Annotated in this window: 26 protein-coding genes and 2 pseudogenes; 11 read left to right on the top strand and 17 right to left on the bottom strand. The window is 34.9% G+C overall.

The window, feature by feature from the left end:
• Positions 1 to 258 precede the first annotated feature (258 nt).
• Complete coding sequence (locus MHB70_RS04755) at positions 259 to 444, top strand: hypothetical protein (RefSeq protein ID WP_000391370.1); 186 nt, start codon at positions 259 to 261, stop codon at positions 442 to 444.
• 137 nt (positions 445 to 581) lie between these two features.
• Here the strand turns inward: MHB70_RS04755 and cspA are convergent, their stop codons facing one another.
• Complete coding sequence (gene cspA, locus MHB70_RS04750; protein WP_000301522.1) at positions 582 to 785, bottom strand: RNA chaperone/antiterminator CspA; 204 nt, start codon at positions 783 to 785, stop codon at positions 582 to 584.
• 278 nt (positions 786 to 1063) lie between these two features.
• Here cspA and MHB70_RS04745 point away from each other — a divergent pair, with 278 nt between their 5' ends.
• The 3 genes from MHB70_RS04745 to MHB70_RS04735 all read left to right on the top strand — a co-directional run bounded on the left by MHB70_RS04745 (position 1064) and on the right by MHB70_RS04735 (position 3077).
• Positions 1064 to 1558 (top strand): DUF6584 family protein, encoded by a 495-nt coding sequence (locus MHB70_RS04745; protein WP_000208488.1) that lies wholly within the window; start codon positions 1064 to 1066, stop codon positions 1556 to 1558.
• A 19-nt stretch (positions 1559 to 1577) separates the two neighbouring features.
• Complete coding sequence (locus MHB70_RS04740; protein WP_000073821.1) at positions 1578 to 2369, top strand: phosphotransferase; 792 nt, start codon at positions 1578 to 1580, stop codon at positions 2367 to 2369.
• 378 nt (positions 2370 to 2747) lie between these two features.
• Positions 2748 to 3077 (top strand): hypothetical protein, encoded by a 330-nt coding sequence (locus MHB70_RS04735; protein ID WP_000721808.1) that lies wholly within the window; start codon positions 2748 to 2750, stop codon positions 3075 to 3077.
• Positions 3078 to 3114: 37 nt separating this feature from the next.
• Here MHB70_RS04735 and aceA read toward each other — a convergent pair whose 3' ends face one another.
• The 10 genes and pseudogenes from aceA to MHB70_RS04690 form a co-directional block, all read right to left on the bottom strand.
• The gene (gene aceA, locus MHB70_RS04730) at positions 3115 to 4392 is read right to left on the bottom strand and encodes an isocitrate lyase (protein WP_000787333.1); all 1278 of its coding nucleotides are present in this window, start codon (positions 4390 to 4392) and stop codon (positions 3115 to 3117) included.
• Positions 4393 to 4413: 21 nt separating this feature from the next.
• Complete coding sequence (gene aceB / locus MHB70_RS04725) at positions 4414 to 6003, bottom strand: malate synthase A (protein ID WP_000107647.1); 1590 nt, start codon at positions 6001 to 6003, stop codon at positions 4414 to 4416.
• 225 nt (positions 6004 to 6228) lie between these two features.
• The gene (locus MHB70_RS04720) at positions 6229 to 7137 is read right to left on the bottom strand and encodes a DMT family transporter (protein ID WP_080451785.1); all 909 of its coding nucleotides are present in this window, start codon (positions 7135 to 7137) and stop codon (positions 6229 to 6231) included.
• Positions 7138 to 7358: 221 nt separating this feature from the next.
• Positions 7359 to 8150 (bottom strand): methyl-accepting chemotaxis protein, encoded by a 792-nt coding sequence (locus MHB70_RS31090; protein ID WP_404841128.1) that lies wholly within the window; start codon positions 8148 to 8150, stop codon positions 7359 to 7361.
• A gap of 156 nt (positions 8151 to 8306) precedes the next feature.
• A pseudogene (locus MHB70_RS31085) lies at positions 8307 to 9086 on the bottom strand (MCP four helix bundle domain-containing protein); the annotation flags it as partial.
• Between the two features lie 135 nt (positions 9087 to 9221).
• The gene (locus MHB70_RS04710; RefSeq protein ID WP_001233277.1) at positions 9222 to 10490 is read right to left on the bottom strand and encodes a M48 family metallopeptidase; all 1269 of its coding nucleotides are present in this window, start codon (positions 10488 to 10490) and stop codon (positions 9222 to 9224) included.
• Positions 10491 to 10778: 288 nt separating this feature from the next.
• Complete coding sequence (locus MHB70_RS04705; RefSeq protein WP_341343683.1) at positions 10779 to 10958, bottom strand: hypothetical protein; 180 nt, start codon at positions 10956 to 10958, stop codon at positions 10779 to 10781.
• A 15-nt stretch (positions 10959 to 10973) separates the two neighbouring features.
• Positions 10974 to 11273, bottom strand: coding sequence for a hypothetical protein (locus MHB70_RS04700; RefSeq protein ID WP_002105543.1), 300 nt, complete (start codon positions 11271 to 11273; stop codon positions 10974 to 10976).
• A gap of 31 nt (positions 11274 to 11304) precedes the next feature.
• Positions 11305 to 11603: pseudogene (locus MHB70_RS04695) on the bottom strand (malate synthase).
• 61 nt (positions 11604 to 11664) lie between these two features.
• Positions 11665 to 12513: a CPBP family intramembrane glutamic endopeptidase gene (locus MHB70_RS04690; RefSeq protein ID WP_001067943.1), complete on the bottom strand. Its 849-nt coding sequence runs from the start codon at positions 12511 to 12513 to the stop codon at positions 11665 to 11667.
• Between the two features lie 140 nt (positions 12514 to 12653).
• Here MHB70_RS04690 and MHB70_RS04685 point away from each other — a divergent pair, with 140 nt between their 5' ends.
• The gene (locus tag MHB70_RS04685; protein WP_000283866.1) at positions 12654 to 13358 is read left to right on the top strand and encodes a response regulator transcription factor; all 705 of its coding nucleotides are present in this window, start codon (positions 12654 to 12656) and stop codon (positions 13356 to 13358) included.
• Between the two features lie 9 nt (positions 13359 to 13367).
• A complete protein-coding gene (locus MHB70_RS04680) occupies positions 13368 to 15110 on the top strand; it encodes an ATP-binding response regulator (RefSeq protein WP_001052537.1) in 1743 nt (580 codons plus the stop codon).
• Between the two features lie 94 nt (positions 15111 to 15204).
• Here MHB70_RS04680 and MHB70_RS04675 read toward each other — a convergent pair whose 3' ends face one another.
• The 3 genes from MHB70_RS04675 to MHB70_RS04665 all read right to left on the bottom strand — a co-directional run bounded on the left by MHB70_RS04675 (position 15205) and on the right by MHB70_RS04665 (position 16829).
• Positions 15205 to 15399, bottom strand: a complete 195-nt coding sequence (locus tag MHB70_RS04675) for a YxiJ-like family protein (protein ID WP_230305545.1) — start codon at positions 15397 to 15399, stop codon at positions 15205 to 15207.
• 99 nt (positions 15400 to 15498) lie between these two features.
• Complete coding sequence (locus tag MHB70_RS04670) at positions 15499 to 15864, bottom strand: VOC family protein (protein ID WP_002109566.1); 366 nt, start codon at positions 15862 to 15864, stop codon at positions 15499 to 15501.
• Between the two features lie 62 nt (positions 15865 to 15926).
• Complete coding sequence (locus MHB70_RS04665; RefSeq protein ID WP_000446845.1) at positions 15927 to 16829, bottom strand: AraC family transcriptional regulator; 903 nt, start codon at positions 16827 to 16829, stop codon at positions 15927 to 15929.
• 118 nt (positions 16830 to 16947) lie between these two features.
• On the opposite strand from MHB70_RS04665, the gene MHB70_RS04660 reads away from it, so the two are divergent.
• Together MHB70_RS04660 and MHB70_RS04655 are read left to right on the top strand one after the other, a co-directional pair.
• Complete coding sequence (locus tag MHB70_RS04660) at positions 16948 to 17451, top strand: RNA polymerase sigma factor (protein ID WP_002038125.1); 504 nt, start codon at positions 16948 to 16950, stop codon at positions 17449 to 17451.
• A 5-nt stretch (positions 17452 to 17456) separates the two neighbouring features.
• Positions 17457 to 18581 (top strand): anti-sigma factor, encoded by a 1125-nt coding sequence (locus MHB70_RS04655; protein ID WP_000501642.1) that lies wholly within the window; start codon positions 17457 to 17459, stop codon positions 18579 to 18581.
• Positions 18582 to 18624: 43 nt separating this feature from the next.
• On the opposite strand, the gene MHB70_RS04650 is transcribed toward MHB70_RS04655, so the two are convergent.
• The gene (locus tag MHB70_RS04650) at positions 18625 to 19602 is read right to left on the bottom strand and encodes an HD domain-containing protein (RefSeq protein ID WP_000587050.1); all 978 of its coding nucleotides are present in this window, start codon (positions 19600 to 19602) and stop codon (positions 18625 to 18627) included.
• Positions 19603 to 19862: 260 nt separating this feature from the next.
• Between MHB70_RS04650 and MHB70_RS04645 the strand changes: the two genes are divergently transcribed.
• On the top strand, positions 19863 to 20753 hold the full coding sequence (locus MHB70_RS04645; protein ID WP_000536084.1) for a CPBP family intramembrane glutamic endopeptidase: 891 nt from the start codon (positions 19863 to 19865) through the stop codon (positions 20751 to 20753).
• A 72-nt stretch (positions 20754 to 20825) separates the two neighbouring features.
• Here MHB70_RS04645 and MHB70_RS04640 read toward each other — a convergent pair whose 3' ends face one another.
• Positions 20826 to 21932 (bottom strand): metallophosphoesterase, encoded by a 1107-nt coding sequence (locus tag MHB70_RS04640; protein ID WP_061529375.1) that lies wholly within the window; start codon positions 21930 to 21932, stop codon positions 20826 to 20828.
• A gap of 34 nt (positions 21933 to 21966) precedes the next feature.
• Here MHB70_RS04640 and MHB70_RS04635 point away from each other — a divergent pair, with 34 nt between their 5' ends.
• Together MHB70_RS04635 and MHB70_RS04630 are read left to right on the top strand one after the other, a co-directional pair.
• Entirely contained in the window at positions 21967 to 22149 is a 183-nt protein-coding gene (locus tag MHB70_RS04635) for a hypothetical protein (protein WP_061529376.1), read from the top strand.
• A gap of 280 nt (positions 22150 to 22429) precedes the next feature.
• Complete coding sequence (locus tag MHB70_RS04630) at positions 22430 to 22795, top strand: hypothetical protein (RefSeq protein ID WP_000432649.1); 366 nt, start codon at positions 22430 to 22432, stop codon at positions 22793 to 22795.
• 228 nt (positions 22796 to 23023) lie between these two features.
• Here MHB70_RS04630 and MHB70_RS04625 read toward each other — a convergent pair whose 3' ends face one another.
• Positions 23024 to 23275: a hypothetical protein gene (locus MHB70_RS04625; RefSeq protein WP_000435466.1), complete on the bottom strand. Its 252-nt coding sequence runs from the start codon at positions 23273 to 23275 to the stop codon at positions 23024 to 23026.
• Between the last annotated feature and the right edge of the window lie 4 nt (positions 23276 to 23279).

The raw sequence follows: 23279 nt of genomic DNA, 5'->3' as shown, positions 1-23279 counted from the left end.
ATATTAGCAGCTGCATATATAATTTTAGCACCTATGAAAAGGAAATAGGTAACAGGTTCCGCTTTTTTACAATTTTTTATCATTTATCAAACATTTGTCAAACAATAAAATCACGATATATAAATTAAATAGTTTTATAACCATAAAAACAGCATTTATACTACCTATAAATATTTATTATCCCTTCCTCTTTTTACATCATTACAACAATTAACTTTGCTATAATTAAAATATAAATCCAATATATGGAGGGCCCTTATGGAAGAAAAAGAGATCCAACCATCGATTCAAATGAAAAATAGTAGCGTCATTATCGTGAAAAACTCAGCTAGTATTATATTCGGTTTATTTTTCATTCTGCTATTCTTCGCTAAACCATTTCGTAAATCGAAATGTCCTGAATGTAAAAAACGCGAGAAGAAAAAAGCAGGAAAAGAAGAGTAAAAGGCCTTCCTTTTTGGAAAGCCTTTTACTCTTCTTCATTACCTCTATAAACGTCGAGTACAACTTCATTTACATATATCTCAACAACAAAAAAAGGATGGCATGAGCCATCCTTTTTTCCATCATCAACTATAAAATTATAGTTTGATTACGTTTTTAGCTTGAGGTCCACGGTTGCCTTCTTCGATTTCGAAGCTAACTTTTTGACCTTCTTCTAAAGATTTGAAACCTTCAGTTTCGATTGCAGAGAAATGTACGAATACATCGTTTTCGCCTGGAACTTCGATGAAACCGAAGCCTTTTTCGTTGTTAAACCATTTTACTTGTCCTGTTACTGCCATGATTATTTCCTCCTAAGAAAATACAAATTATTTTAGTCTTCCTGTATAAAAAAAGAATCCACACATTATCAAACACGAAACATAAACTAGTTCTCACATACTTTTTCTCGTTCGTTTTCGGCACTTGATAATATATGGATTGCTTAATTTAACTATTCAACTGACATCATCATAGCATACTTAAAATAAAATGTACAATCTTTTTTGAAAATAGAATTTCTAATTTTTAGTATTTCTTATAAAATAAAATTATCTCTATTCTATATAAGGAGGAATTCATGACAACCAAAATTCCTAAAAAAACATTAAAGAGAATTGAAGAGGATATTGAAAATAATAATCTCGGAAAGGCAAGAGAAAGATTACACGGTCTCATCTTTACATACCCAAATGAATTACATCTTCGAAAACAAATCGGAGACATTTATTATAAATTACAATATCCAGAAATGGCTGGACGTTATTGGTATCTAGAGGAGCATAAAACAGATATTATGCATGAATCATGTTTATTATTTGAAAAATCAATGGGAAATGATCCTTATCATATTGCGCGTGCTTTAAAATTCAAAGGCGATTCTAGCAAGATAAAGAAATTGTATAAAGAGCAGCCTTTATCTCCAGTACAAAAAAAAGTAGCAGAGGAATTAGTATATGAATATAAAGAAACATGGGAAGATAAGTTACTCTCTCTTGGGTGTCTAGTATTCCTTGCTTTCCTTCTTTTCTCTGCTATTGTCGGTATATTCACTATTTGGAATTGGATTTTTTAATTATAGGGGGAATTTTCACATGTCAAACTACGAACAAGAAGAAAAGCTAACAGGGGGAAACGTCTCAAACGTATATCGTTCTGAAAATACTGTTCGGCGGGAATTAAAGCCAGACAGTACAAAAATTCATAAGCTATTACGTCATCTAGAAAACAAAGGATTTCATTATGCCCCAAAGTTTTTGGGCATAGATGAAAAAGATAGAGAGATTTTATCATTTATAGAAGGCGACGCAGGCAATTATCCTTTAAAAGAATTCATGTGGTCTAATGATGTGCTGAAAGAAATCGCAAAGATGCTCCGTCTGTACCATGATGCTGTAAGTGACTTTCCGTTATTAGCTGATTGGAAACCGATGGATCATACCCCACATAACATTGAGGTTTTATGCCACAATGATTTTGCTATATATAACATTATTTTCAATAATGAAAAGCCAGTCGGTATTATTGATTTTGACGTCGCTGCTCCTGGTCCAAGAATGTGGGATATCGCTTATACGCTTTATACTTGTGTACCTTTAAGTCGAGTGTATTATACGGAATCAGGTGAGGCAATTCATTACGACTCATCGCAACATGCAGGTCGTATTAAAGAAAGAGTAAAGTTGTTTGCTCAGTCCTACGATAAAGATATGGACGAAAATTACTTCGAAATGGTGTTACTACGTTTAGAAGGGTTATGTACATATGTGAAAAGAAAAGCACAAGAAGGAGACGGAAATTTCCAAAGAATGATTGATGAAGGACATCTAGATCATTATGAAAAAGATATGACGTTTATTCGTAAGCATGGGAAAGAATGGATCTAATATTATTTCTATTTTTGTTAGTAAATATATTTTAAGTTATGTTACATATATCCGAATAATCGTTCATATCGTTTCTTTTCCTACCGGAACTATCAAGCTAAAATCTCGAGATACCCCCTAACGAAATTTTAGCTTTCTATAGTTATGTAAGAGAATTCAGCCCATTTTTTCGTTTCACAAAAATTTTATAATAATTAAAATCACATTATAAAAATATTATATTATAATACAACTAGTTAAAGGGAAACTTTAATCAGTGGGGTTTTGTGCATCTCCCACGTAACTTCTTTGCTCCAGCCAACTTTTGAGGCGGGAGTCTTACTGCCGCAAATAGCGGGATAAAATTACAAGGCCGTTTGCCATGGGGGATTTACATACATGAAAAAGATTTTATTTTTGTTATTGGCTACTATTATTACGTTAACATACCTTCTAGTTTTTAATAAGACTATTGATTCTGAAATTAAAGGATTCCCTATACCTTATGAAGCTAAATTAATTCATACTACTGAGGAGATAGGTGAGTATGTATATAAAGGCGATTGTTTTGAATCAGGTTTATCTATATGGTATCAAATACATATAAAATTAAAGGGATGGGATAAGACTTTTGCAGAGGGTGGAATGAAAGTTTATGAGAAGGATAATAAAAAAGTAACCGTAATATATTTAACGGGAGAAGATGTTATCAGTTTATATAAAGAGTAATAAAAAAGGTGATCACTTAATTGTGATCACCTTCCTTTTATTTCGTAAACTGAGCTTCTTCTGTAGAACCTTTTAACGCTGTCGTTGATGAAGTACCGCCTGTAATGACTTGTGCTACTTCATCAAAATAACCTGTTCCTACTTCGCGTTGATGACGAGTTGCAGAGTAACCGTGTTTCTCTGCTGCGAATTCCGCTTGTTGTAATTCAGAATATGCTGCCATGCCACGCTCTTTATAGCCACGCGCTAATTCAAACATGCCGTAGTTTAATGAGTGGAATCCAGCAAGTGTTACGAACTGGAACTTGTAACCGTAAGATGCGATTTCTTTTTGGAAGCTCGCAATCGTTTTTTCATCTAATTTTTGTTTCCAGTTAAATGACGGTGAACAGTTATAAGCGAGTAATTTCCCTGGATATTTTTTATGGATTGCGTCTGCAAATCGTTTTGCATCTTCTAAATTTGGTTCAGACGTTTCACACCAAACGAGGTCTGCATACGGTGCATACGCTAAACCACGTGCAATTGCTTGATCCAGTCCTGCTTTCGTACGATAAAATCCTTCTGGTGTTCTTTCTCCTGTAATAAACGCTTTATCAACCGGATCGATATCACTCGTAATTAAATCGGCTGCATCTGCATCTGTTCTTGCAACGATAATTGTCGGTACTCCCATTACGTCCGCAGCAAGGCGTGCGGAAATTAAATTACGTACCGCTGTTTGTGTCGGCAGTAATACTTTTCCACCTAAATGTCCGCATTTTTTCTCTGAAGATAATTGATCTTCAAAGTGTACACCTGATGCACCCGCTTCAATCATACCTTTCATAAGCTCGAATACGTTTAATTGTCCGCCAAATCCAGCCTCTGCATCTGCTACAATCGGTACGAAATAATCTGTATCATCGCTTCCTTCCATATGCTGAATTTGATCCGCACGTTGAAGTGTTTGATTAATTCGTTTTACTACAGCTGGTACGCTGTTCGCTGGATATAAGCTTTGGTCTGGATACATATGTCCAGAAAGGTTTGCATCAGCCGCTACTTGCCAACCACTTAAGTAAATTGCTTTTAATCCCGCTTTCACTTGTTGCATCGCTTGGTTTCCTGTTAATGCACCAAGTGCGTTAATATAATCTTCCGTATGAAGCGATGTCCAAAGCTTCTCAGCCCCGCGGCGTGCTATTGTATGTTCAATATCAATCGAACCACGCAAACGAATTACATCTTCAGCTGAATACGGACGTGTTATTCCTTTCCATCTCGTATCTAATTCCCAGTTCTCTTGTAATTTATCGATTCTTTCGTTTTTCATTTATTCCATCCCCTTTTCACTTTATAAAATTTCATAACCCGGTAATGTTAAAAACGGTACGAACTCATCATTCCGAATGAGGTTTGTAAACAATGTTGTCGCCTCTTGGAATCTCCCTTTCTTAAAGGCTTCTTTACCAATCTCTCTTTCTATCTTTACTAATTCTTCTTCTTTCCATTCTTCCATTAATTCGAGCGTAATATTGCGGCCATCATTTAGCTTTCCGCCTTCATGACGAATCCATTGCCATATTTGTGCTCTGGAGATTTCCGCAGTTGCTGCATCTTCCATTAAGTTATAAATTGGCGCTGCTCCCCGTCCACTTAACCAAGATGCAATATATTGAATACCTACACTAATATTCGTGCGAAGACCTTCTTCTGTAATCGTTCCCACTGGTACTTCTAATAAATCTTTTTCTGTAACACGTATTTCTTCACGTTTCCTAAAAATTTGATTCGGCGTTTTCATAATGTGATTAAATACTTCCATCGCAACCGGTACAAGTCCCGGGTGGGCAACCCAAGTCCCATCATGACCGTCTAAAGCTTCACGCTCCTTATCAGCACGCACCTTTTCGAAAGCCGCTTCATTCGCTTCTGGATTATTTTTAATCGGAATTTGTGCTGCCATTCCTCCGATTGCTGGTGCATTACGGCGATGACATGTTTGAATTACTTTTAAAGAATACGCGCGCATAAACGGCGCCGTCATCGTGACTTGCGCTCTATCTGGCAGTAAAAATTCATTATGATTACGGAAACCCTTTAAGAAGCTGAAAATGTAATCCCATCTTCCGCAGTTTAAGCCAGCAGAATGATCTTTTAGCTCATACAAAATTTCATCCATTTCAAACGAAGCGTGAATCGTCTCCAATAGCACAGTCGCTTTAATTGTTCCGTTTGGAATACCGATGTATTTTTGAGCAAATACGAATACATCGTTCCATAATCTCGCTTCTAAATAACTTTCCATTTTCGGTAAGTAAAAGTACGGGCCACTTCCTTTTTCTAAAAGCGCCTTCGCATTATGGAAAAAATACAGACCAAAATCCACTAAGCTGCCGGACATATTTTTCCCATCAACTTGCATATGCTTTTCCTCTAAATGCCATCCTCTTGGACGCACAATGAGTACAGCTGTTTTATCATTTAATCTATATTCTTTTCCTTTATCATTTTTGTGTGAGATCGTTCCCTTTACTGCATCTCGTAAGTTAATTTGGCCTTCAATCGCATTTTCCCAAGTTGGTGAATTCGAATCTTCAAAATCCGCCATAAAAAGATGAGCTCCTGAATTTAAAGCGTTAATGACCATCTTTCTATCTACCGGTCCAGTAATCTCTACGCGGCGATCCTCTAAATCTTTCGGAAGATTGGCGATTGTCCAATCCGCTTCACGTATGTGCTTTGTTTCTTCTAAAAACTTCGGAAACTCCCCTGCATCAATTCTTTTTTGTTTCTCTACACGTTTTTGTAATAGTTCTGTGCGGCGCTCATTGAAATTTTCATGTAGTTCCTTTAAAAAACTAAGCACCTCAGGTGTCAATATTTCGTTGTACGCTGGTAACATTTCTCCGGGCAATGTAACCCGTGAAGTTCGCGTCGACATATTAGCATCCCCTTCTTAAACTGTTTTATAACAGATTTGATTTTATGTTTTATATTATATAACAAATCTTCAGAAAAGGAAGTTTTTTTTGAAAATTCATTTCATTTTTTTTGAAAACGCCGTTCTTTCGTGCTCTATTCCATACAAAAAAGGCCACTGTTATACAACAACGGCCTTTTCGTAACATCTTCCAAAATTAAAAATGAAATTATATCAAATACAACTTTACATTTCAGAGGTAGCACTTCCCTTCACCGATAGCTCCTTTTCTCTTCCTTTACGAAAAGTGAGTGCCATTCCTACAAAAATAAGGACAATCCCTACAACTTGCATACTAGTCGGTCTAAATCCGGTAAAGACCGTATCTAACAAAATTGCTACAGCAGGATCTAAAAACACTAATACAGAAATAAGTCTCGTCGATAAATCTCTTAAACTGTCAAAAAACAAGTAATATACAAACCCAGTATGTATAAGTCCTGTTGCCGTTATCATCATCCAGTTCGTCTCTGTTAAACCTTGAAACTGTCCGAAATCCACAAATGGTAACAATAAAAATATACCTAAAAACGTTTGTACAAATGTCATCGCATATGCACTCGTATGCTTGATTCCTTTTCCTAATAAAGTCGTAAAAGCATAAAATAACGCTGCAAGTAGTGCCCATACCATTCCAGATGACATGAGTTTCTCGAGCGACACACTTCCATCTACTCCAGCTACTAAAACCGTGCCGAGGAAACAAATGACAATGGACATAACGGCAAACGCTGTTAGCCTCTCTTTAAATACGATACTCCCAATCATTAATACGATAATTGGAGCGAGATGATAGACAGAAATTGCAATTGTAATTGACATAACTTCAAACGCTTTAAATAGAAATACCCAGTTAAAAACGAGAAATACGCCGCACGCTAATATTTGCACAATCTCTTTTTTATTCCACTTTTCATTTTTATATTGTCCTGTCACTAACCAACATAACGCTAAAAATATAGTTGCACAAATACAACGAACAAATACTAATTCAAAAGACGGTAAACCTGTTTGGACAGAAAAAAATCCAATTGATCCGAAAATAGACATCGAAAGGATCATTTTTATAGCCGGCAGTGATTTTTTATTGTACACCCTTTCTCTCCTCCTACAATCACTCTCTTATAAAACTAAAAATTCTAAAAACATTACTTATTATTATATATTACAATCAAAAAATTGTAAAAAACTAGAATATAACGATTGACATCCACACAAAATTTTCATAATAAAAAATCATCCTTTTGTATTCCACAGGATGATTTTTTATATGTATTGAGAGGTCTATATATTTATGAAGACTTACATATACTCTACTATTTTTGAAGAGTAAATTGGGAAACTATCTGTTTTAGTCCTCCTGCTACGTTGTGCAGATGTTCAATTGAAGTCGAAATCTCTTGAACAGATTTTTCTTGCTGTTGAATAGACTCTTTTACCCTATCAGTTCGATCAGATGATCTTTGAGAAATTTGCGCCATATCTTCTGTAGAAGCAGAAATCTCCTCACTACTCGCTGCAATTTCATCTGTAGACATAGATACCGTTTGAATTTGCTCAGATACTTGCTGCACTTTTTCTGTAATAGTTCCAAATACTTTTTCTGTATGCATTACTACTTGTGTACCTGCCTGTACCTCATTATCTACTTTCCCCATCATATGTACCGTATGATTCGTTGTTCCCATAACTTGAGTAATAAGCTTCTCAATTTGTTTAGCAGAGTCACTAGATTGTTCTGCTAATTTTCGTACTTCATCTGCCACAATTGCAAATCCTCTACCACTTTCTCCAGCACGTGCAGCCTCAATTGCGGCGTTTAATGCTAATAAGTTAATCTGAGAGGTAATACCTTGCATAACATCAATGATTTTAACAATTTCTTCTGATTGTTCTTTCATAGTCTCTACTTGTTTCACACCGCTATGTACTGAATTTTGGATTGTATCCATCTGTTGAATCATTTGTTTCATTAATTTGTTACCACTCTCTGCATCTAGTGCTGATTGAGCAGACAATTCATTTACAGAGGATGATGTATTCACTATACTCTGCATTCCTTGTGTCAACTCTTCCATCGCACCCGCAGTTTGTTCCATTGCTTGCATTTGGCTCTCTGCGCCATTGGCAACTTCTTCAATATCCATAGTGATTTTCTTTGCTGCACCGCTAGATACTTCTGATGCAGATACTACTCCGTCTGCATGTTGGAATAAAAGCTGAATATTATTCTCTACTTCTTGCATATTTGTTCTTAGCCCTGCAATCATCTCGTTAAAATCACTTACTAATACACCTAATTCATCTTTAGCATTATAATCACCATGTACAGTTAAATCTCCCTCTTTTGCTCTTTCCATCATACGACTAACCGTTTGTAAAGGAGCAACTATAAGTTTGCTAATAATATAACTTACTATACATATAATGATTGTAGTAACTACTGCAAGAATGATAAAGGTAATAACAGAGCGATCTATCATTTTTTGAGAATCTTTAAATACTTGGTCAGCTAAGTTTGAAACATAAGTTTCTAAATCTACAGCATAACCAGCTAACTCTACTCCCTTCGGTTTTAAGTCCTTTTGAAATTCGTTTACCATTTGAGATTCATTTGTTCCCTTCGCTTTGTCAAACAACTTCTTATATGTCTCCATATAACTTGGCAAAGATTTCTTCATCTTCTGAAACAGCTCATCCTCTTGCTTACTTAAATTAACGCCATCATCATATTCTTTTAATAAAGAATCATATTTTTTAAGATCCTTTTCAACATTACTAATAATCCCTTCTTTATTTGTCCCCTCATTCTGTGACGTTGTAATTAATTCTAGTAAGTTATATTCTAGTGAATTTTGTGTACGAAGCATACCTTCTAATATAACTGCAGAATTTTGATAATCATCTACTACAATCTCTGTATCGCGCTTAATCTTATTAATAGAATTAATTGCTACACAGCTCATAATTGTCATGCCCAAAACTGCTAATGAGATAAGTAAGAATAATTTATGTTTCACTTTTAAATTTTGTAAAAAATACATATTTCCACCTTTATTCCTTTATATATAGATTTTTAGAATTTTATAGCTTATTATTTACAAAATCTCAATAAAAAGCAATGATAAATATTCCCAATACCAAACTTATATTTCTATAAAAAAGAAGTAGCATAATCGCTACTTCTTGTTTTTTTGTTCCTCATATTGTTCAAACGTATGAATTCTTTCGAAAATTGGTGGATGTGTGTATAAGAAAAATTTGACTAACACAGGTGGATTCACTTGGCTTAAGCTTGTTTTTGATAAATATTGAAAAGTTCTCACACCAGATTTCCCATCTTTCGTCATATTTAAAGCATATTGATCTGCCGCTCGTTCTTCTATTCGTGAAACGTAGTTTGTTGCTGGTTGTGATGCAAAAGATAATAAAGAGGAAATTAAGAAAAACAAAGGTAAAATTGAAAAACATGCCATTTTGGAAATTTGCAGCGTATCTCCCCATTTTCGAATACACATATTTAAAATACGACTAATTACATACATACCTATAAACGATATGAAAATATAACTCGCAACGCCCCAATATATATGTTTCATTACGTAATGTCCCATTTCATGGGCCATAATAAATAAAATCTCTTTATCTTTTAATTGCTTAAGCGTTGTATCCCACATTACAATACGCGAGTTAAGGCCAATTCCTGTTACATATGCATTTAACGAATTCGTTTTTTCCGACATATTTACTTCATATACGTGTTTAGCAGGAATGTCAGCTTTGTCTGCCATCGCTAAAATTTTCGTTTCTAACTCTTTATTTTTCAACGTCGAGAAGTCATTGTAAAGTGGATCAATAATAACAGGCTGTACGAACGTTAAAAAGATTGTAAATGGTACAGAGAGTGCCCATCCTGCTAGCCACCATCTCTTCGGGAATTTACGGATAAGCCATAAAAGAACTGTAACAATGAGTAACATCGTCGCATAATTAACCCAAAAATCGATAACGTGATCTTTTATCCAGCTTTGTGTACTTTGCGTGGAAATACCGTAATCAACCGACACTTTACGCCCAATCCATTGCATCGGTAATGCCAGTACCGTTGTGAGTAATGATAAATAAAAGAAATAAATCGCAACTTGTAAGACACTTATTTTAGTCGTTTCCGTTGACCATTTCTCAAACTTTTTTGAAATACCGAGCACGAGTACAAATAATAAAATAATCCATTCAAGAGGCGTCGCTAAAAAGAACAGTAAATTTTTCACGCGCGAATAATCTTGGCTTAGCGTAAGCTCTTTCGCATTCATAAAGGTTTCTGGATCTGCACTCGTTCCTTTATACATGTCCGGAATGAGTTCATGATTCCATCCAAATAAATACCAATATATAAATAACGCAAATCCAACGTACAAAAAAAGCGACCACCCAATAACTTTCCTCACGTTATTCCCTCCTCTATGCTGCCTGTCTATTATTATTGTAAGTTCGTACACGCTAAATTAGAACAAGCTAATTACGAGAATTGCTCGAGAGCCTTCTATTTACATAAAGTGAAACTTTAATCAGTGGGGGTTTTCTTCATCCCCCCACTGATTATTAGCCTTCACCAATCGGGCTTTTACGGGCAGTTGATCCCTCGCCTAACTTCTTTGCTGTCACTGAATTTTGAGGTGGGAGTCTTACTGCCCGTTAATGCGGGATAAAAAAAACTCTTCTACATAAGAAGAGTTTTACCTATTTTTAGACACTTTCCTCGGTTCATAATTCGGAATAAGAAAAGCACTTACAAACCAGCACATTAAACCAGCGCCTTTTACATATTCATAGTCTTGAAAAAATAGCGTCGTTATAATAATCGTAAAAAAACCTACTAAAACAAATATATACCCTATTTGTTTCTTCGATAACATAAATACTTATCCCCCTTAAGGCAGTACATCTATTAACAAACTGAAATCTTGTACCGAAAAAGAACTATATTTCATAATACCTTGTACAGCTAAAAGTAAAACAAGACCGATCACACACATATAGTTAACACTTTCGTCACCCTTTTTTTCAGTAACCATGCCACCACTTATACATAAGACCCCTAATAAATGGAGCGCTAAATACATGAAAAAGTAGGCTTCCTCCCAGCGGAGAATAACATTTACTGTCGTTATTAGCACTATGCTAAGTAAAATCAAATAAAAAAACTTATTTGATGATATTGTTTCATTCATATAATTTTATACATTCCTTTCAAATTTAGAATTAATGATGTCTCAAAGCTATAAAGTAAATGATTGTTTTCATACCATAAAACAAAAGGAAAGCTCCCATTACTTTCGCGAATACTTTATGAACCCGCACATACTTCTCTTCATTTTTTCTGAAGATACGCTTCATCATTACTTCTAACATTAGACCGAATATTATTAAAATCCCTAATACAATAAGAAGAGAAATAATATTTTCTTTTAAATGAGTACTAGAAAATAAGTAATACTCCGGAAACACAATTGTATCTACTACAGGTTAAAAAGCCAATGACAAAAGCCTTTATCACACATATCTGTAATAGACGTAGCATCTATAATGTCTTTCAATATTTTTTCAATCGTTTTCTTCGTCTCATTTATCTCCCACTACATTTGCAAAACTCTCTACCTGCTCTGCGTATATAACTGGCACTTCTTTACTCCAGTATTTGCGGTTAACAAATAAAAAGATGAGTACTAAATTTAATCCTGTTATAAAAATAATCAGTCCTGGAAAGAACGTCGTATAGTTTGAGAAATCTGCAAAACTCATGATCTTTTCTCTACTTACTAGGAACGATGCACAAAGTACAAATGTATTATTTAACATATGTATCGCAATTGGCATGAGTAAGCTTTTCGTACGAATATATACGATTGATAATACGATACTAAATACGGCGGCACCGAGAAAATCGACATGTAATATCGCAAATAAAAGTGCCACTGCAATCATCGCTATACTCGTTCCCCATTTCGCAGCAAAGCGCTGAAGTAAAAATCCACGAAAAACAAATTCTCCAATAATAGGTGCGATAAATACAACCATAATAAATTGATATATATATCCCCCGGCACTATCTACAATCGGTTTGTGTAAAGCATTCATAATAAAATCTGGTGTAATCCATGCAAAGCTGTACATGTATAAAATCAGATACCCGTAACTGAACATGCACAACATAATCGTAATGTATATAACTTGCACCAAGTTAAATGTTTCATTTTTATTAAGAAATAATGAAAATGAAACACGGTGCTTTCTATACTCATAAAAAATCCATGCAATCGGAAGGATATAAAATATAAGTATATTTATAAAAGATGAATTTTGTATATGAAATGTACTTTCTAGCAATTTTTCACTACTTCTCGCTACTAAAATTAATAGTGCAAATACAATTAAAAAATATCTAGCTCGCATCATTTGAAACGGATTCACACTCATCTCCTCCCCTATGTTACTTTTATCATATCATTTGATTCTTAATTTTTTATAAAAGAAAACCTTAAATTTTCCTTAAAAATTCCATATGTTACAAAAAGATGATATGATATTCGAGGAAATTAAGGGGGATTCTTATGTATCAAGCAAATATATTACTCGTCGATGATGAAACAGCAATTTTACAACTACTAACTACCATTCTTGAAAAAGAAGGTTTTTCTCATATTACAACTGCAACATCAGCTGAATTAGCTTTATCTCTCATCGAACAAAACAATTACGATTTAATTATTTTAGATGTCATGCTTCCTGGACAATCTGGTTTTGATATTTGTCCAATTATTCGCCAACAAACAGATTGTCCGATTTTCTTCCTATCAGCGAAGGCATCTGATCTAGATAAAATATCTGGATTTTCATACGGTGCAGATGATTATATTACGAAGCCATTTAATCCATTAGAAGTCGTAGCTCGTATGAAAGCACAACTTCGAAGACATATGAAACAAACCGTACCACACGAACAAAAAGCACACTCCATTTCATTTGGGAGATTTGAAATTGATCAACATTCCGCAGAACTTACAGTAAATGGACACGTTGTCGAATGTTCCGCTCAACTGTTTCAACTACTACTCTTCTTTTGTGAGAATCCGAACTACGTATTTTCGAAAGAAGAAATATACGAAAAAGTTTGGGGAGCACCCGCCTATAATGGCGATGACAATACTGTTATGGTCCACATTCGAAAGCTACGCGAAAAAATTGAACAAGACCCAAGTAAACCAGAATACATAAAAACTGTTCGCGGACTTGGCTATAAGTTCGTTACAAAGTAGGGTGACAATATGAATCTTAATAAACGACTTATCATCCAATTTATACTGCAACACGTTTTTGTTTTAGTTACATTACTTATTGCTGTAGTCGCTGCTTTCACTTATTTAATTTTTCTTGTTACTAGTATTTCATACGAACCTAATATTCCGGATTCTGATAGTTTTACAATTTCAAGATATATCTCTTCAGAAGATGGCGATATTACGTTAAAAACGGAAGTAAAAGATTTAATTAAAGAGAAAAATGATTGGATTCAGATTGTAGAGGAAAACGGGAAAGTCCTCTATCAATTTAATACACCAAGTGATGTCCCAACTTCTTATACGAAAACATCTTTACTCGCACATATACAGAATCATATAGAAAGCCCTTATACATTTACATATTGGGAAATTGAAGTAGAAGAAAAAAACGTACTTGTTATTTACGGCGGTATGTTAAAAAGTAATGCATTACTAAAAACAATTCAGAAAGAACACTCTTCTGTACCTACAGATTCGTTCACATTAACAGAACAAGAAAAACAGTTACTCTCTAAAGAAAAAGCAACGCTGCAAATATTTAATCATAGTGGCGAAGAGGTTTTTTCCTATCCAACTGGAAAGAAAAAAACACTTTCTACAATACAGACTGCTCTTAACGAAAAAGAACCGTGGAATCATAAAGAAAACACGTCTAGCTTTTACGATGCAAATAGTGGTCAGCTTCTCGTCGTTACAGCAAAAAATGAACGATACTACCCAGATGACGAAATTGAGGATGTATTTACTAAGAAGTTTCTAATCGGATGCGGATTAATCCTTCTTATCGTCTTTGTTTATTTAGTCATTCTATCTATTTGGTACGGAAATAAGTTTGGGAAACCGTTACTACACGCAATGCGTTGGCTTAAAAATATCGCTGGTGGAAAATATGAAGAGCCTGTTAGTAAAAAAGGAAAACCAGTTCGATTCAGGCGATCTGGTAAAGAAAAATGGTCATTTCGCTTATTTAGAGATGTTACTAGCTCACTAGAGCACCTTTCAATTACACTCAAAAAAAATGATGCGATGAGGCAAGTACTGCAGCAAACACGTGAAGAATGGATTACCGGTCTAACGCACGATTTAAAAACACCACTTAGCTCTATATATGGCTACGCATTATTACTAGAATCAAAGCAGTATAACTGGACTGATCGTGACATTCAGCAATTCGGCAGCGTTATGAAAGAGAAATCTCAATATATGACTACACTAATTGACGATTTAAGCTTAACGTATCAATTAAAAAATAACAGCCTTCCTGCCCAGCACGTAAACATTGAAATGAATCAATTCGTCCAAAAAGTATTATTACAATTTATTAATAATCCGACACTGCAAAATCAAAATATTGAATTCGTACCGAGCTCAAATAAAATTCAATATTTCATTGAAGAAAAATGGTTCCAGCGTATTATCGAAAACTTACTAGCAAACGCTGTGAAACATAATAATGAAACGACAAATGTAATCGTAAAGCTTTCGCAGGATGTAAATTCATTTACACTATCTATTTCAGATAACGGAAAAGGAATGGACGATAAAACGAAAGAACTTTTATTCGAGCGATATTACAGAGGGACTAATACAGAAGAAAGCAACATCGGAACTGGACTTGGTCTCGCCATTACGAAACAGCTCGTTCATGCCCATAACGGGACAATTTCTATTGATAGTGAACTCGGGAAAGGAACGACGATTGTTCTTGTATTTCCGTTTCGTTCATAAAAAAGGTGCTTTACAAAAGCACCTTTTCTTTAATACTCTTCTATTATAACAATTAATAACTTCCGGATTTGTTCATATATGCTTAGTTGGCGATTCAATTCCACATATTGTTCCATATACCTATAAATAAATATTCTGGATACGCTTGTAAAAAGCTTTTATACAACAACTCTCTTTGTAATTCCAGAATTTTTTTAGAAAAAAGAACATAACTCAAATTCCCATCTATTAATGACGTATAACTGTAAAAATCCTCCACAAAAGAATCTGTCTTATATTCCTCTTCAATTCTTTCTATATCTTCCGATGGGTATGGTATTTCTAACTCTTCTTTTAAATATTCAAGCTTTTGACGAAGTCCATGTTAATTTTTACTATGTCTTCTCTCCTATTTCCCTACTAACACAAACACATTCTCATCAGGCGCTTCCATTACCGCAACATGTCCTGATTCTGTTGGAAATGGTTCACGAATCCATTTTACATCTTTATTATCTTTTAAACTTCCATACGTTTGTTGTACATCTTCTACTAATACTTCGACTTCCATAAAATTAATATCCGGATGATTACTTATTACTAACTCCGAACTTTTTTCATCTAGAAACTTCAATCCTATTAACGTCCAAATAACCCCTTCTTCTAGTTCTCTTTCTATAATCCAGTTTTGCTTCATTCCCATTTCTTTATAAAAAGAAACCGACTTCTCTATATCCTTCGTATGTATAGATACACATTCTAGTTTTTTGAACATCTTCCCATTTCCCCTTTATTAAAAAGCGAACCATCTCCCAATGATTCGCTTTTACCCTATTATTATTTTTTCTTCACCGGTATCCAAAGCTCTACTTGAGCGAACTCACTCTTATCTTCGTGGCAACGCTCATCATATAGTTCAAACTCTGTAACGCCGCAATGTTCATATCCTGAATGCGGGAACCATTCTGAAAATACTGCATTCCACGTTTGATGAATAGACGACACCATTTCTGCATGAGGAACTTTCGGTGTTGTAAATACGGCATATGTTGCTGCCGGGAAAGTACGCTTTGCAACCTCATTTGGTACATTTTCAAAGTCTGTAACTTCCATTCCGATAATATAAGTGAAGTCCCCTGTTTCTAAATTAAAATCTGTACATAATCCAAGTTCTACCCATTGGCTCGTATCTTTACGATTCGGAATCGTTGTTCCAAGATCTTTTTGTAAATATTCTTGCCAAAATGCTGGAATGTCTTGGTGGTTTTTCCCTTCTTTACTTGTCGTCTTCAGTTCATAACCTGCCATTAAAAATTCTGGTTTATTTACAATACGATATTCCATTTGTATGCCCCCTAAATACGGATTTAATTTTCTTTGTTTTACATTCACACTGTAATACATCGGTGTTTCAATTTCTTGTTTTCGATATTCACTCGGTGTCATTTGAAATAATTTTTTAAAGGCTCTCGTGAACGTTTCATGAGATTGAAAGCCATGCTCAAACGCGATATCAATAACTTTTTCATCCGTATGAGAAAGTTGATAAGCTGCCCGGGCTAACCTCCTCTTTCGAACATACTCCATTACTGTATCACCTACTAACGCCTGAAATACACGATGAAAATGCGACTCAGAAAAACCTGCAATGCGAGCTAAATTACGCAGCGTCTGTTTTTCCATTACATCCTCCTCAATATAATCAATGGACCTTTGAATTTGTGTTTCATAGCTTTCCATCTCTGTTCACCCGCCTTATATGTATTATGATAAAAGAGAATCCTATCCAATTCTTGACGTTTTTTACTATAATTTTAAAAACAAATGTAACTTTTTTATATGTATTTCGTTGTTATGTATGAAGGGAGGGAAATTAGTGAAACGCAAACAATCATTAGAAGACATTTATTCAGATCATATGCATGATTTATTTCGCTATCTTCTCTCCCTAACCGGAGATTCCCACTACGCGGAAGATCTTATGCAAGAAACATTTTACCGAATGCTCGTCCATATTGACTATTATAAAGGAGAAGAAATTAGACCTTGGTTATTTACAATTGCCTACAACGCCTTTATCGATTGGTACCGAAAAGAGAAAAAATATAAAACAACGAAAATTGAAGAATTCCATTTACCACACGTGCCAAGTACAGAGCACTCTTATTTCGTAAAACATGAGATTGCTAGTTGGTTAGAAGGTTTATCTTCTCTTCCGCTCGAAAGACGAAATGTCCTGTTACTACGAGATTACTACGGATTCTCCTATAAGGAAATAGCAGAAATGACTGGTCTCTCATTAGCGAAAGTAAAAATTGAATTACACCGCGGACGAAAAGAAGCAAAAAGCATAAAGGAGTGATACAGATGGGTTGTGCAGAGTTTAAAAAACTTTGGGAGAAATATGAAAAAGGAACGCTCACACGTGATGAGCAAGAACAGTTAGAAAGTCATATAGAAACTTGTGCAGAATGTGAAGCTCATTTAGATGAATTGCTTACGAAGAGTGAACCCGTAAAGAAAAAATTACCGCCAAAAGATCTTAAAGTTCCTTTTTGGAGAATTAAGTGGAAACATCGATTACAAACGTTTGGTTTTATATTATCCATTTGCATCGTTATATATATAATCGGTGGGGTATTATCAGCCTTTTATTTTCAAGCTAATAATGATAAAAGGCTAGAAGAAATTAGAGAGGTTCCTTCACTTGCACTTGAAGCAACGATCCCAAATAGCCGCGTTATGGGGGGCGGAACAAGTGTAGAAGCTTTTTTCCGTACGAACAGCAGCTTTGATTTAGTAAGAACCGTCGGTAAAAAAGAAATGCCACTCGGTACAGTAGAAACAAAAAGCTTCTTATCATCTGTAGATGTCACGAAACAAACTTGGATGAATCCGTTCTATCAACCAAAGCTTTTCTTTGTTCATCCTAAAACAAAGCAGGGTGATTATTTAAAGGATTCCTCAAAAAAAGTATGGGATACACTTGCAAAAGTACATGATGGAACCGTTGCAGAAGTAGCAATTTCTTTTGATAAATCTTACACTTTAAAAGAATTAGAACCGCTTTTATATAGCATATTTGAAGCACAAGAACTCCCTCCAACTCCTGTATGGTACGCTTTAGATACAGGGCAAGACAGAAAAAATGTAGATGACTATATCCTACATGGCGGAGAAGCTATAGGATTTCCAGAACATGTAAGATTCCTCGATAATGATACTGACAAGCAGAAAACGCAAGAAGATCAAGTAATCGAAATGATGCGCGTCCTTTCTATCCATAAAAAAACAGTAAGCAAAATAGCTGCGCTTTCTGAGAAAGAACTAAACTTAGATAAACGTTATCAATATGTAAAAGATAACGGTGTAAAAGTATACGGAATTGTTATTACTGGCCCATCGAAAGAGTTATTAAAATTACAAAACTCCCCGCACGTACGTTATGCGACTCTTGGAGATATTGAGATGTGGAATTGGTTTGATAATTAACAGGAAAGAAGTAGAGCATCCAAAAGTGATGCTCTACTTCTTTTTAATTAGAAATCACTTTCACATACATCCCTCTCACCGATTTTTCATAAGCGATATCGCTCATCTCTCTTATTTTTTCTGATACGACAGATGACTGAATGATTTTCCCTTCACGAAGTAATGGCGGGTCAATAAGACGGACTTTATTTTTCTGATGTAAATCATACTCACTTCTATCTTCTCTTACTTTTACATTTGGATGGACTTTTCTTAATAAAGCATGTACTTCTGAATCGTTACATAGCTGCAATTTTACTATAAGCTCATGATCTTCAAGAAGAAAATCATCTGCATGAATAACTTGTTTATGAAGAGCTAACTTTAACGTCTTAGCTAACATATCATTTCCGTAAATATTAGTTGGTTGCATAAAGAAATCGATTACTTCTTTGTAATACGTTTCTGTAAACCATTCTGCCATTTTGATATTTTGAAGAACCATTTTCCCATCTACTTCGATGACATCCGATAAAAAATTGTGAACTTCTTCTAAAGAAACATATCCGTATGTATACATATCTCGTAATGTGTAATCCACCCGGTCTGCACATAATTCCGGCGCGGATCTTTCCAGTAACGTCCACTTCGAATCATCTAACAAAATATCTTCATAGTTATAACCATACTTTGAAAGAATTGCTGGAATTTCTGAGTTTTTCACAACAGAACTAAATATCTCTTCATGATAACTTTCATTCATATTATCAAAAACGTAATCCATTACATGAGAAAAAGTAGTATGTGATACGTCATGCAGTAAACCAGCAATCTGCTCTTCTACCGAACCACCTAGTTTTTTTATTAACAACATAACACCAACTGAATGATTAAATCGCGTTACATTCCATTTCTCATTCATTAAGTAACTTGCTCCGGCTTGATGAATCCCCTTCAACCTTTGCACTGGTTTACTTAAAATTAATTCTTCTAACACTTGATCTACTTCAAATTCTCCGTATAGTACATCTGATATGATCACTTACAGTCCCCCTTTTCAAGCAGAGTCTTTTTATAGTATCTCTTTTTTAAAGAAGAGTAAATATGCTATTCTGTCATTCCAATATGAACGTTCTGTTTTCAAAAAAGCGGTCCTCTATTCTCATCAAGTTAAATCATAAAAATTAAAATATTTCCACAGTTCTTCTTTTTTGTTTTAATAGATTTATAAATGCATATTCATTTAAAAACAGAAATAATTGAAAATCGATTCACCATTATAGTATGAAAGGTCGGATAACTATGGGTAGTTATTTTCCAAAAGCGGGGAAGCTCATTGGTGGAATCATTATACTTCTTATTTTGCTTTCATCTCTTTGGCTTATATGGATCGGAGAAACAAACATTCGTTACAGTGGGGATCATACGGGCACACTGCCTTTTTGGAACAAGTGGATCCCTGTTATTGTCGGTATACTCCTTGTTCGTTTCTTACCATCTCATCATAAAAACTATAATCCCCTTCAACAATTTGAACTAAGGCGCATCATAATTCAAACTGTTATTTTATTCTTGAGTGGCTTCCTCTTCACAATTTGTCTCCTCACCACGAACTTTAAAGGAATGACATTACAATTGTGGTTTATGATATTTAAAATTATTTTATTATTATTCACTCCATTCATGCTTCTTTTGTTTTATAAAAGTAACCCCGAAAAAGAACGACAAAAGCCTGTAAAATCAACGGGAGGTAATAGATGGTATCGGTTTACACCACTTATTGTCATTATAGTCTGGGGTTACTTCAACTTCTTTTCTACATTCTCTACACCATTTGTTTCAGCGAGAATGGAACCCGCGATTTTAATCTTAATTTTACTTGTAGGATTTCTTATAAATAGTGTACTGGAAGAGCTTTTTTATAGAGTTTGGTTGCAAACACGTTTGGAACTATTACTAGGCACTTGGCCGGCTATACTTCTTACATCATTATTATGGGCAAGCTGGCATATTGCATTACACGGCTCTGGTCATTGGGATATTGATACAGCTACGGTTATTGTGAACCATAGTATCGTAGGTCTATTCCTTGGATATTTGTGGGCGCGTTATCGCAAGGTATGGGTAATTATTATTGTTCATGGATTAATTAATGCACATCCACAACAACTAATTGAGATTATATTCAAGTAAAGGTCGCGATTACGAAATAAAAAATAAAAGGGATTACACATATTAATCATGTATAATCCCTTTTATTTAACCTTATTCAAACGTAACTTCTACCTGCACAATCTCCGACCTACTACCAAGTCTAAGCGGCGGTCCCCAAAATCCGAATCCAGAAGAAACAATTGCGTGGAATGCGCCTTTTTGTGCGTATCCCCAGTCTAGCTCGTACATTCTTCTCGTTACAATATGATTTGGCGCCATTTGTCCGCGGTGCGTATGACCGGATAATAATAAGTCTACACCTGCCGCCGCTGCTTGTTTTAACTCGAATGGCTGGTGATCCATTGCGATAACAGGCATCGATTTATCTACCGTACTCATTAATTGTTCAAAGCTTTGGCGATCTCGCTCTGTTTTATCTCTTCTTCCAACGAGATAAAAGTCATCTTCAATTGTGATCACTTCATCTAAAAGAATACGAATATCAATCCTATCCATCTCTTGTAAAAACTCTGGAACCGCTCTGCCGTAGTACTCATGGTTTCCTAAAACACCATATACGCCTAATGGAGCTTTCATTTGTTTCATAATATGACCCATGTTTTTTTGAATGAATACTCCTGGATGATCATCGATAATATCACCTGGCAGTAAAATAATATCAGGTTCCATTTCATTTACATGACGAACAAGTCTTTTCAAATGCGAAACGCCAGACAGTTTACCGAAATGCATATCAGAAGCCATCGCAATACGTAAACTTTTACGCCCCTCTACCTTTTTCGGTATGTGCACTTCGTATTTTCTTACTACTGGACTATACGCATTAAATACTCCATATGCAAAGATAAAGATAAACGCAGCTAACACAGCCGCCCCTGTCCAAATAATTGCTGTTTCTTTCTCAACCGAAAACTGTAAAAGAAAGACTGTTATATCAGCTAACGGCAATAACATAAGGGCGTATTGTATGACTGCAAACCAAATTGAACCAATCGTTCGAAGGAATGGGAGAAACTTAAACACTTGCACGAGAATATACGCATAAGAAATAAATCCGACTACGAAAGCATAATACCCCCAGGACTCCCAGCCAAATACTGCATGAAGCCAAACCCATCCGTTCCAGCCGATGTAAAACATAAGTAGCGTGTATATAATTAACATAGTAAATATATTGAAATAACGAAGATTCTTCACAGCTAGCCTCCTTATTGATTTCTTCTATTATAACTTGTTATGCACGTTTAACGTAAATATTAAGCACAGCAATCTTCACAATAAAAACATTGATAAGCACAGCGTTTTAAAATTTTTAGGAACTGCTGTAATGGGCATTTTAGAATCTTACGTGTTAGGCGAAATTGATATTGATATTGAATATGTTGCGATGCAGGTTGGGTTGGAAACAACGTAAAAGATGTTGATCAAAAAACATTTAATAAATCATTTACACTAGATTGGAAGAATAAAAAATTGGTAGAGAAAAAATAAAGAAAACCGAACCGCCACTTAGATGACGGTTCGGTTTTTATAGTTCGTTACCTTACTTTCAACAATTGAGCTAGCTCTTTAAGACTCCCTCTCAAAGAAAGTTCATTATTTATGTTAAAATATTGCGAGTAAGTTTCTGTCCTTAACGATTTTATCACGTATTAAACAAAATCATTTAAAAACGAAGAAAGGATGGTACTAACATGGAAAACGTATCAGATTTACATAAAGAGGAATCAATAAAATCCTTACAGTCAACAATCCGTAAACTCGAAAGTGCCTTGTCACAAATGACTCAGAAAGGCTCAAATACTACGTTAGTAAAGAAACGCCTCCAGGCAGCTTGTATCGGCTTAGCAATGCTAGATAGTGTTTGGAATCAAAAACCTCATCATTACAACCAGGAAGATTTAGCAGAAGCTCGCAATGTTCTTATCGGTTTGCTTCCATCAATTGAAAAAATTTACGTTAAGTCAAAGGTTGGTAGTCCTCAAAGAACTCTTTTAGAAAGAAGGATTAAATCTTTGGAACTTGCTATTCAAGCGATTAATAACACTTCTAATGAGTAACTTTTCCAACTAAAAAGTGGCAGGTGCTTTCATTCATTAAGAACAAAACAACTGTAAAGAGCCTTACTACAAACGTGTAGCAAGGCTTTTATTTCGAGCTTTATTATTTATAAGTACAATTATAAGCAGATTAATTTATCGTCTTAAACCCATTGTACTCATCCTTTTATTAATAATAATTATCAATAAATATCAAAAATAATAAACACCCCATCAAATGATGAATGTTTATTTATTACACAAATATGCTTTACGATCATTTTTAAATAATAAATAGTGCGCTGTATGAACTTTCCTCTCCAAATAATCAATTGAATACGTACCAGATGGATCTACTAAATCACCAATTGCTCCTGAAAGCTGGTCAATTACTTTCTGCAGTGTTTCTAAGTTTTTCTTCTCATTTTCAGCGTTCATTTCATCCATAATGTCACAAATAAGATATTGCACTCGCCGCAAACGTAATTCCTTCTGCTCCATGTAT

It is taken from the genome of Bacillus sp. FSL M7-1020, assembly GCF_038050415.1.
Classification (GTDB): Bacteria; Bacillota; Bacilli; order Bacillales; family Bacillaceae_G; genus Bacillus_A; species Bacillus_A toyonensis.
This window is presented reverse-complemented; position numbering and strand designations above follow the sequence as displayed.

Excerpts from the sequence above, each read along its gene's own strand:
- MHB70_RS04755 (WP_000391370.1), top strand. The coding sequence starts at position 259 with ATGGAAGAAAAAGAGATCCAACCATCGATTCAAATGAAAAATAGTAGC.
- cspA (WP_000301522.1), bottom strand. The coding sequence starts at position 785 with ATGGCAGTAACAGGACAAGTAAAATGGTTTAACAACGAAAAAGGCTTC.
- MHB70_RS04745 (WP_000208488.1), top strand. The coding sequence starts at position 1,064 with ATGACAACCAAAATTCCTAAAAAAACATTAAAGAGAATTGAAGAGGAT.
- MHB70_RS04740 (WP_000073821.1), top strand. The coding sequence starts at position 1,578 with ATGTCAAACTACGAACAAGAAGAAAAGCTAACAGGGGGAAACGTCTCA.
- MHB70_RS04735 (WP_000721808.1), top strand. The coding sequence starts at position 2,748 with ATGAAAAAGATTTTATTTTTGTTATTGGCTACTATTATTACGTTAACA.
- aceA (WP_000787333.1), bottom strand. The coding sequence starts at position 4,392 with ATGAAAAACGAAAGAATCGATAAATTACAAGAGAACTGGGAATTAGAT.
- aceB (WP_000107647.1), bottom strand. The coding sequence starts at position 6,003 with ATGTCGACGCGAACTTCACGGGTTACATTGCCCGGAGAAATGTTACCA.
- MHB70_RS31090 (WP_404841128.1), bottom strand. The coding sequence starts at position 8,150 with ATGCAAGCAATGGAACAAACTGCGGGTGCGATGGAAGAGTTGACACAA.
- MHB70_RS04705 (WP_341343683.1), bottom strand. The coding sequence starts at position 10,958 with ATGTTATCGAAGAAACAAATAGGGTATATATTTGTTTTAGTAGGTTTT.
- MHB70_RS04700 (WP_002105543.1), bottom strand. The coding sequence starts at position 11,273 with ATGAATGAAACAATATCATCAAATAAGTTTTTTTATTTGATTTTACTT.
- MHB70_RS04685 (WP_000283866.1), top strand. The coding sequence starts at position 12,654 with ATGTATCAAGCAAATATATTACTCGTCGATGATGAAACAGCAATTTTA.
- MHB70_RS04680 (WP_001052537.1), top strand. The coding sequence starts at position 13,368 with ATGAATCTTAATAAACGACTTATCATCCAATTTATACTGCAACACGTT.
- MHB70_RS04670 (WP_002109566.1), bottom strand. The coding sequence starts at position 15,864 with ATGTTCAAAAAACTAGAATGTGTATCTATACATACGAAGGATATAGAG.
- MHB70_RS04665 (WP_000446845.1), bottom strand. The coding sequence starts at position 16,829 with ATGGAAAGCTATGAAACACAAATTCAAAGGTCCATTGATTATATTGAG.
- MHB70_RS04660 (WP_002038125.1), top strand. The coding sequence starts at position 16,948 with ATGAAGGGAGGGAAATTAGTGAAACGCAAACAATCATTAGAAGACATT.
- MHB70_RS04655 (WP_000501642.1), top strand. The coding sequence starts at position 17,457 with ATGGGTTGTGCAGAGTTTAAAAAACTTTGGGAGAAATATGAAAAAGGA.
- MHB70_RS04645 (WP_000536084.1), top strand. The coding sequence starts at position 19,863 with ATGGGTAGTTATTTTCCAAAAGCGGGGAAGCTCATTGGTGGAATCATT.
- MHB70_RS04630 (WP_000432649.1), top strand. The coding sequence starts at position 22,430 with ATGGAAAACGTATCAGATTTACATAAAGAGGAATCAATAAAATCCTTA.
- MHB70_RS04625 (WP_000435466.1), bottom strand. The coding sequence starts at position 23,275 with ATGGAGCAGAAGGAATTACGTTTGCGGCGAGTGCAATATCTTATTTGT.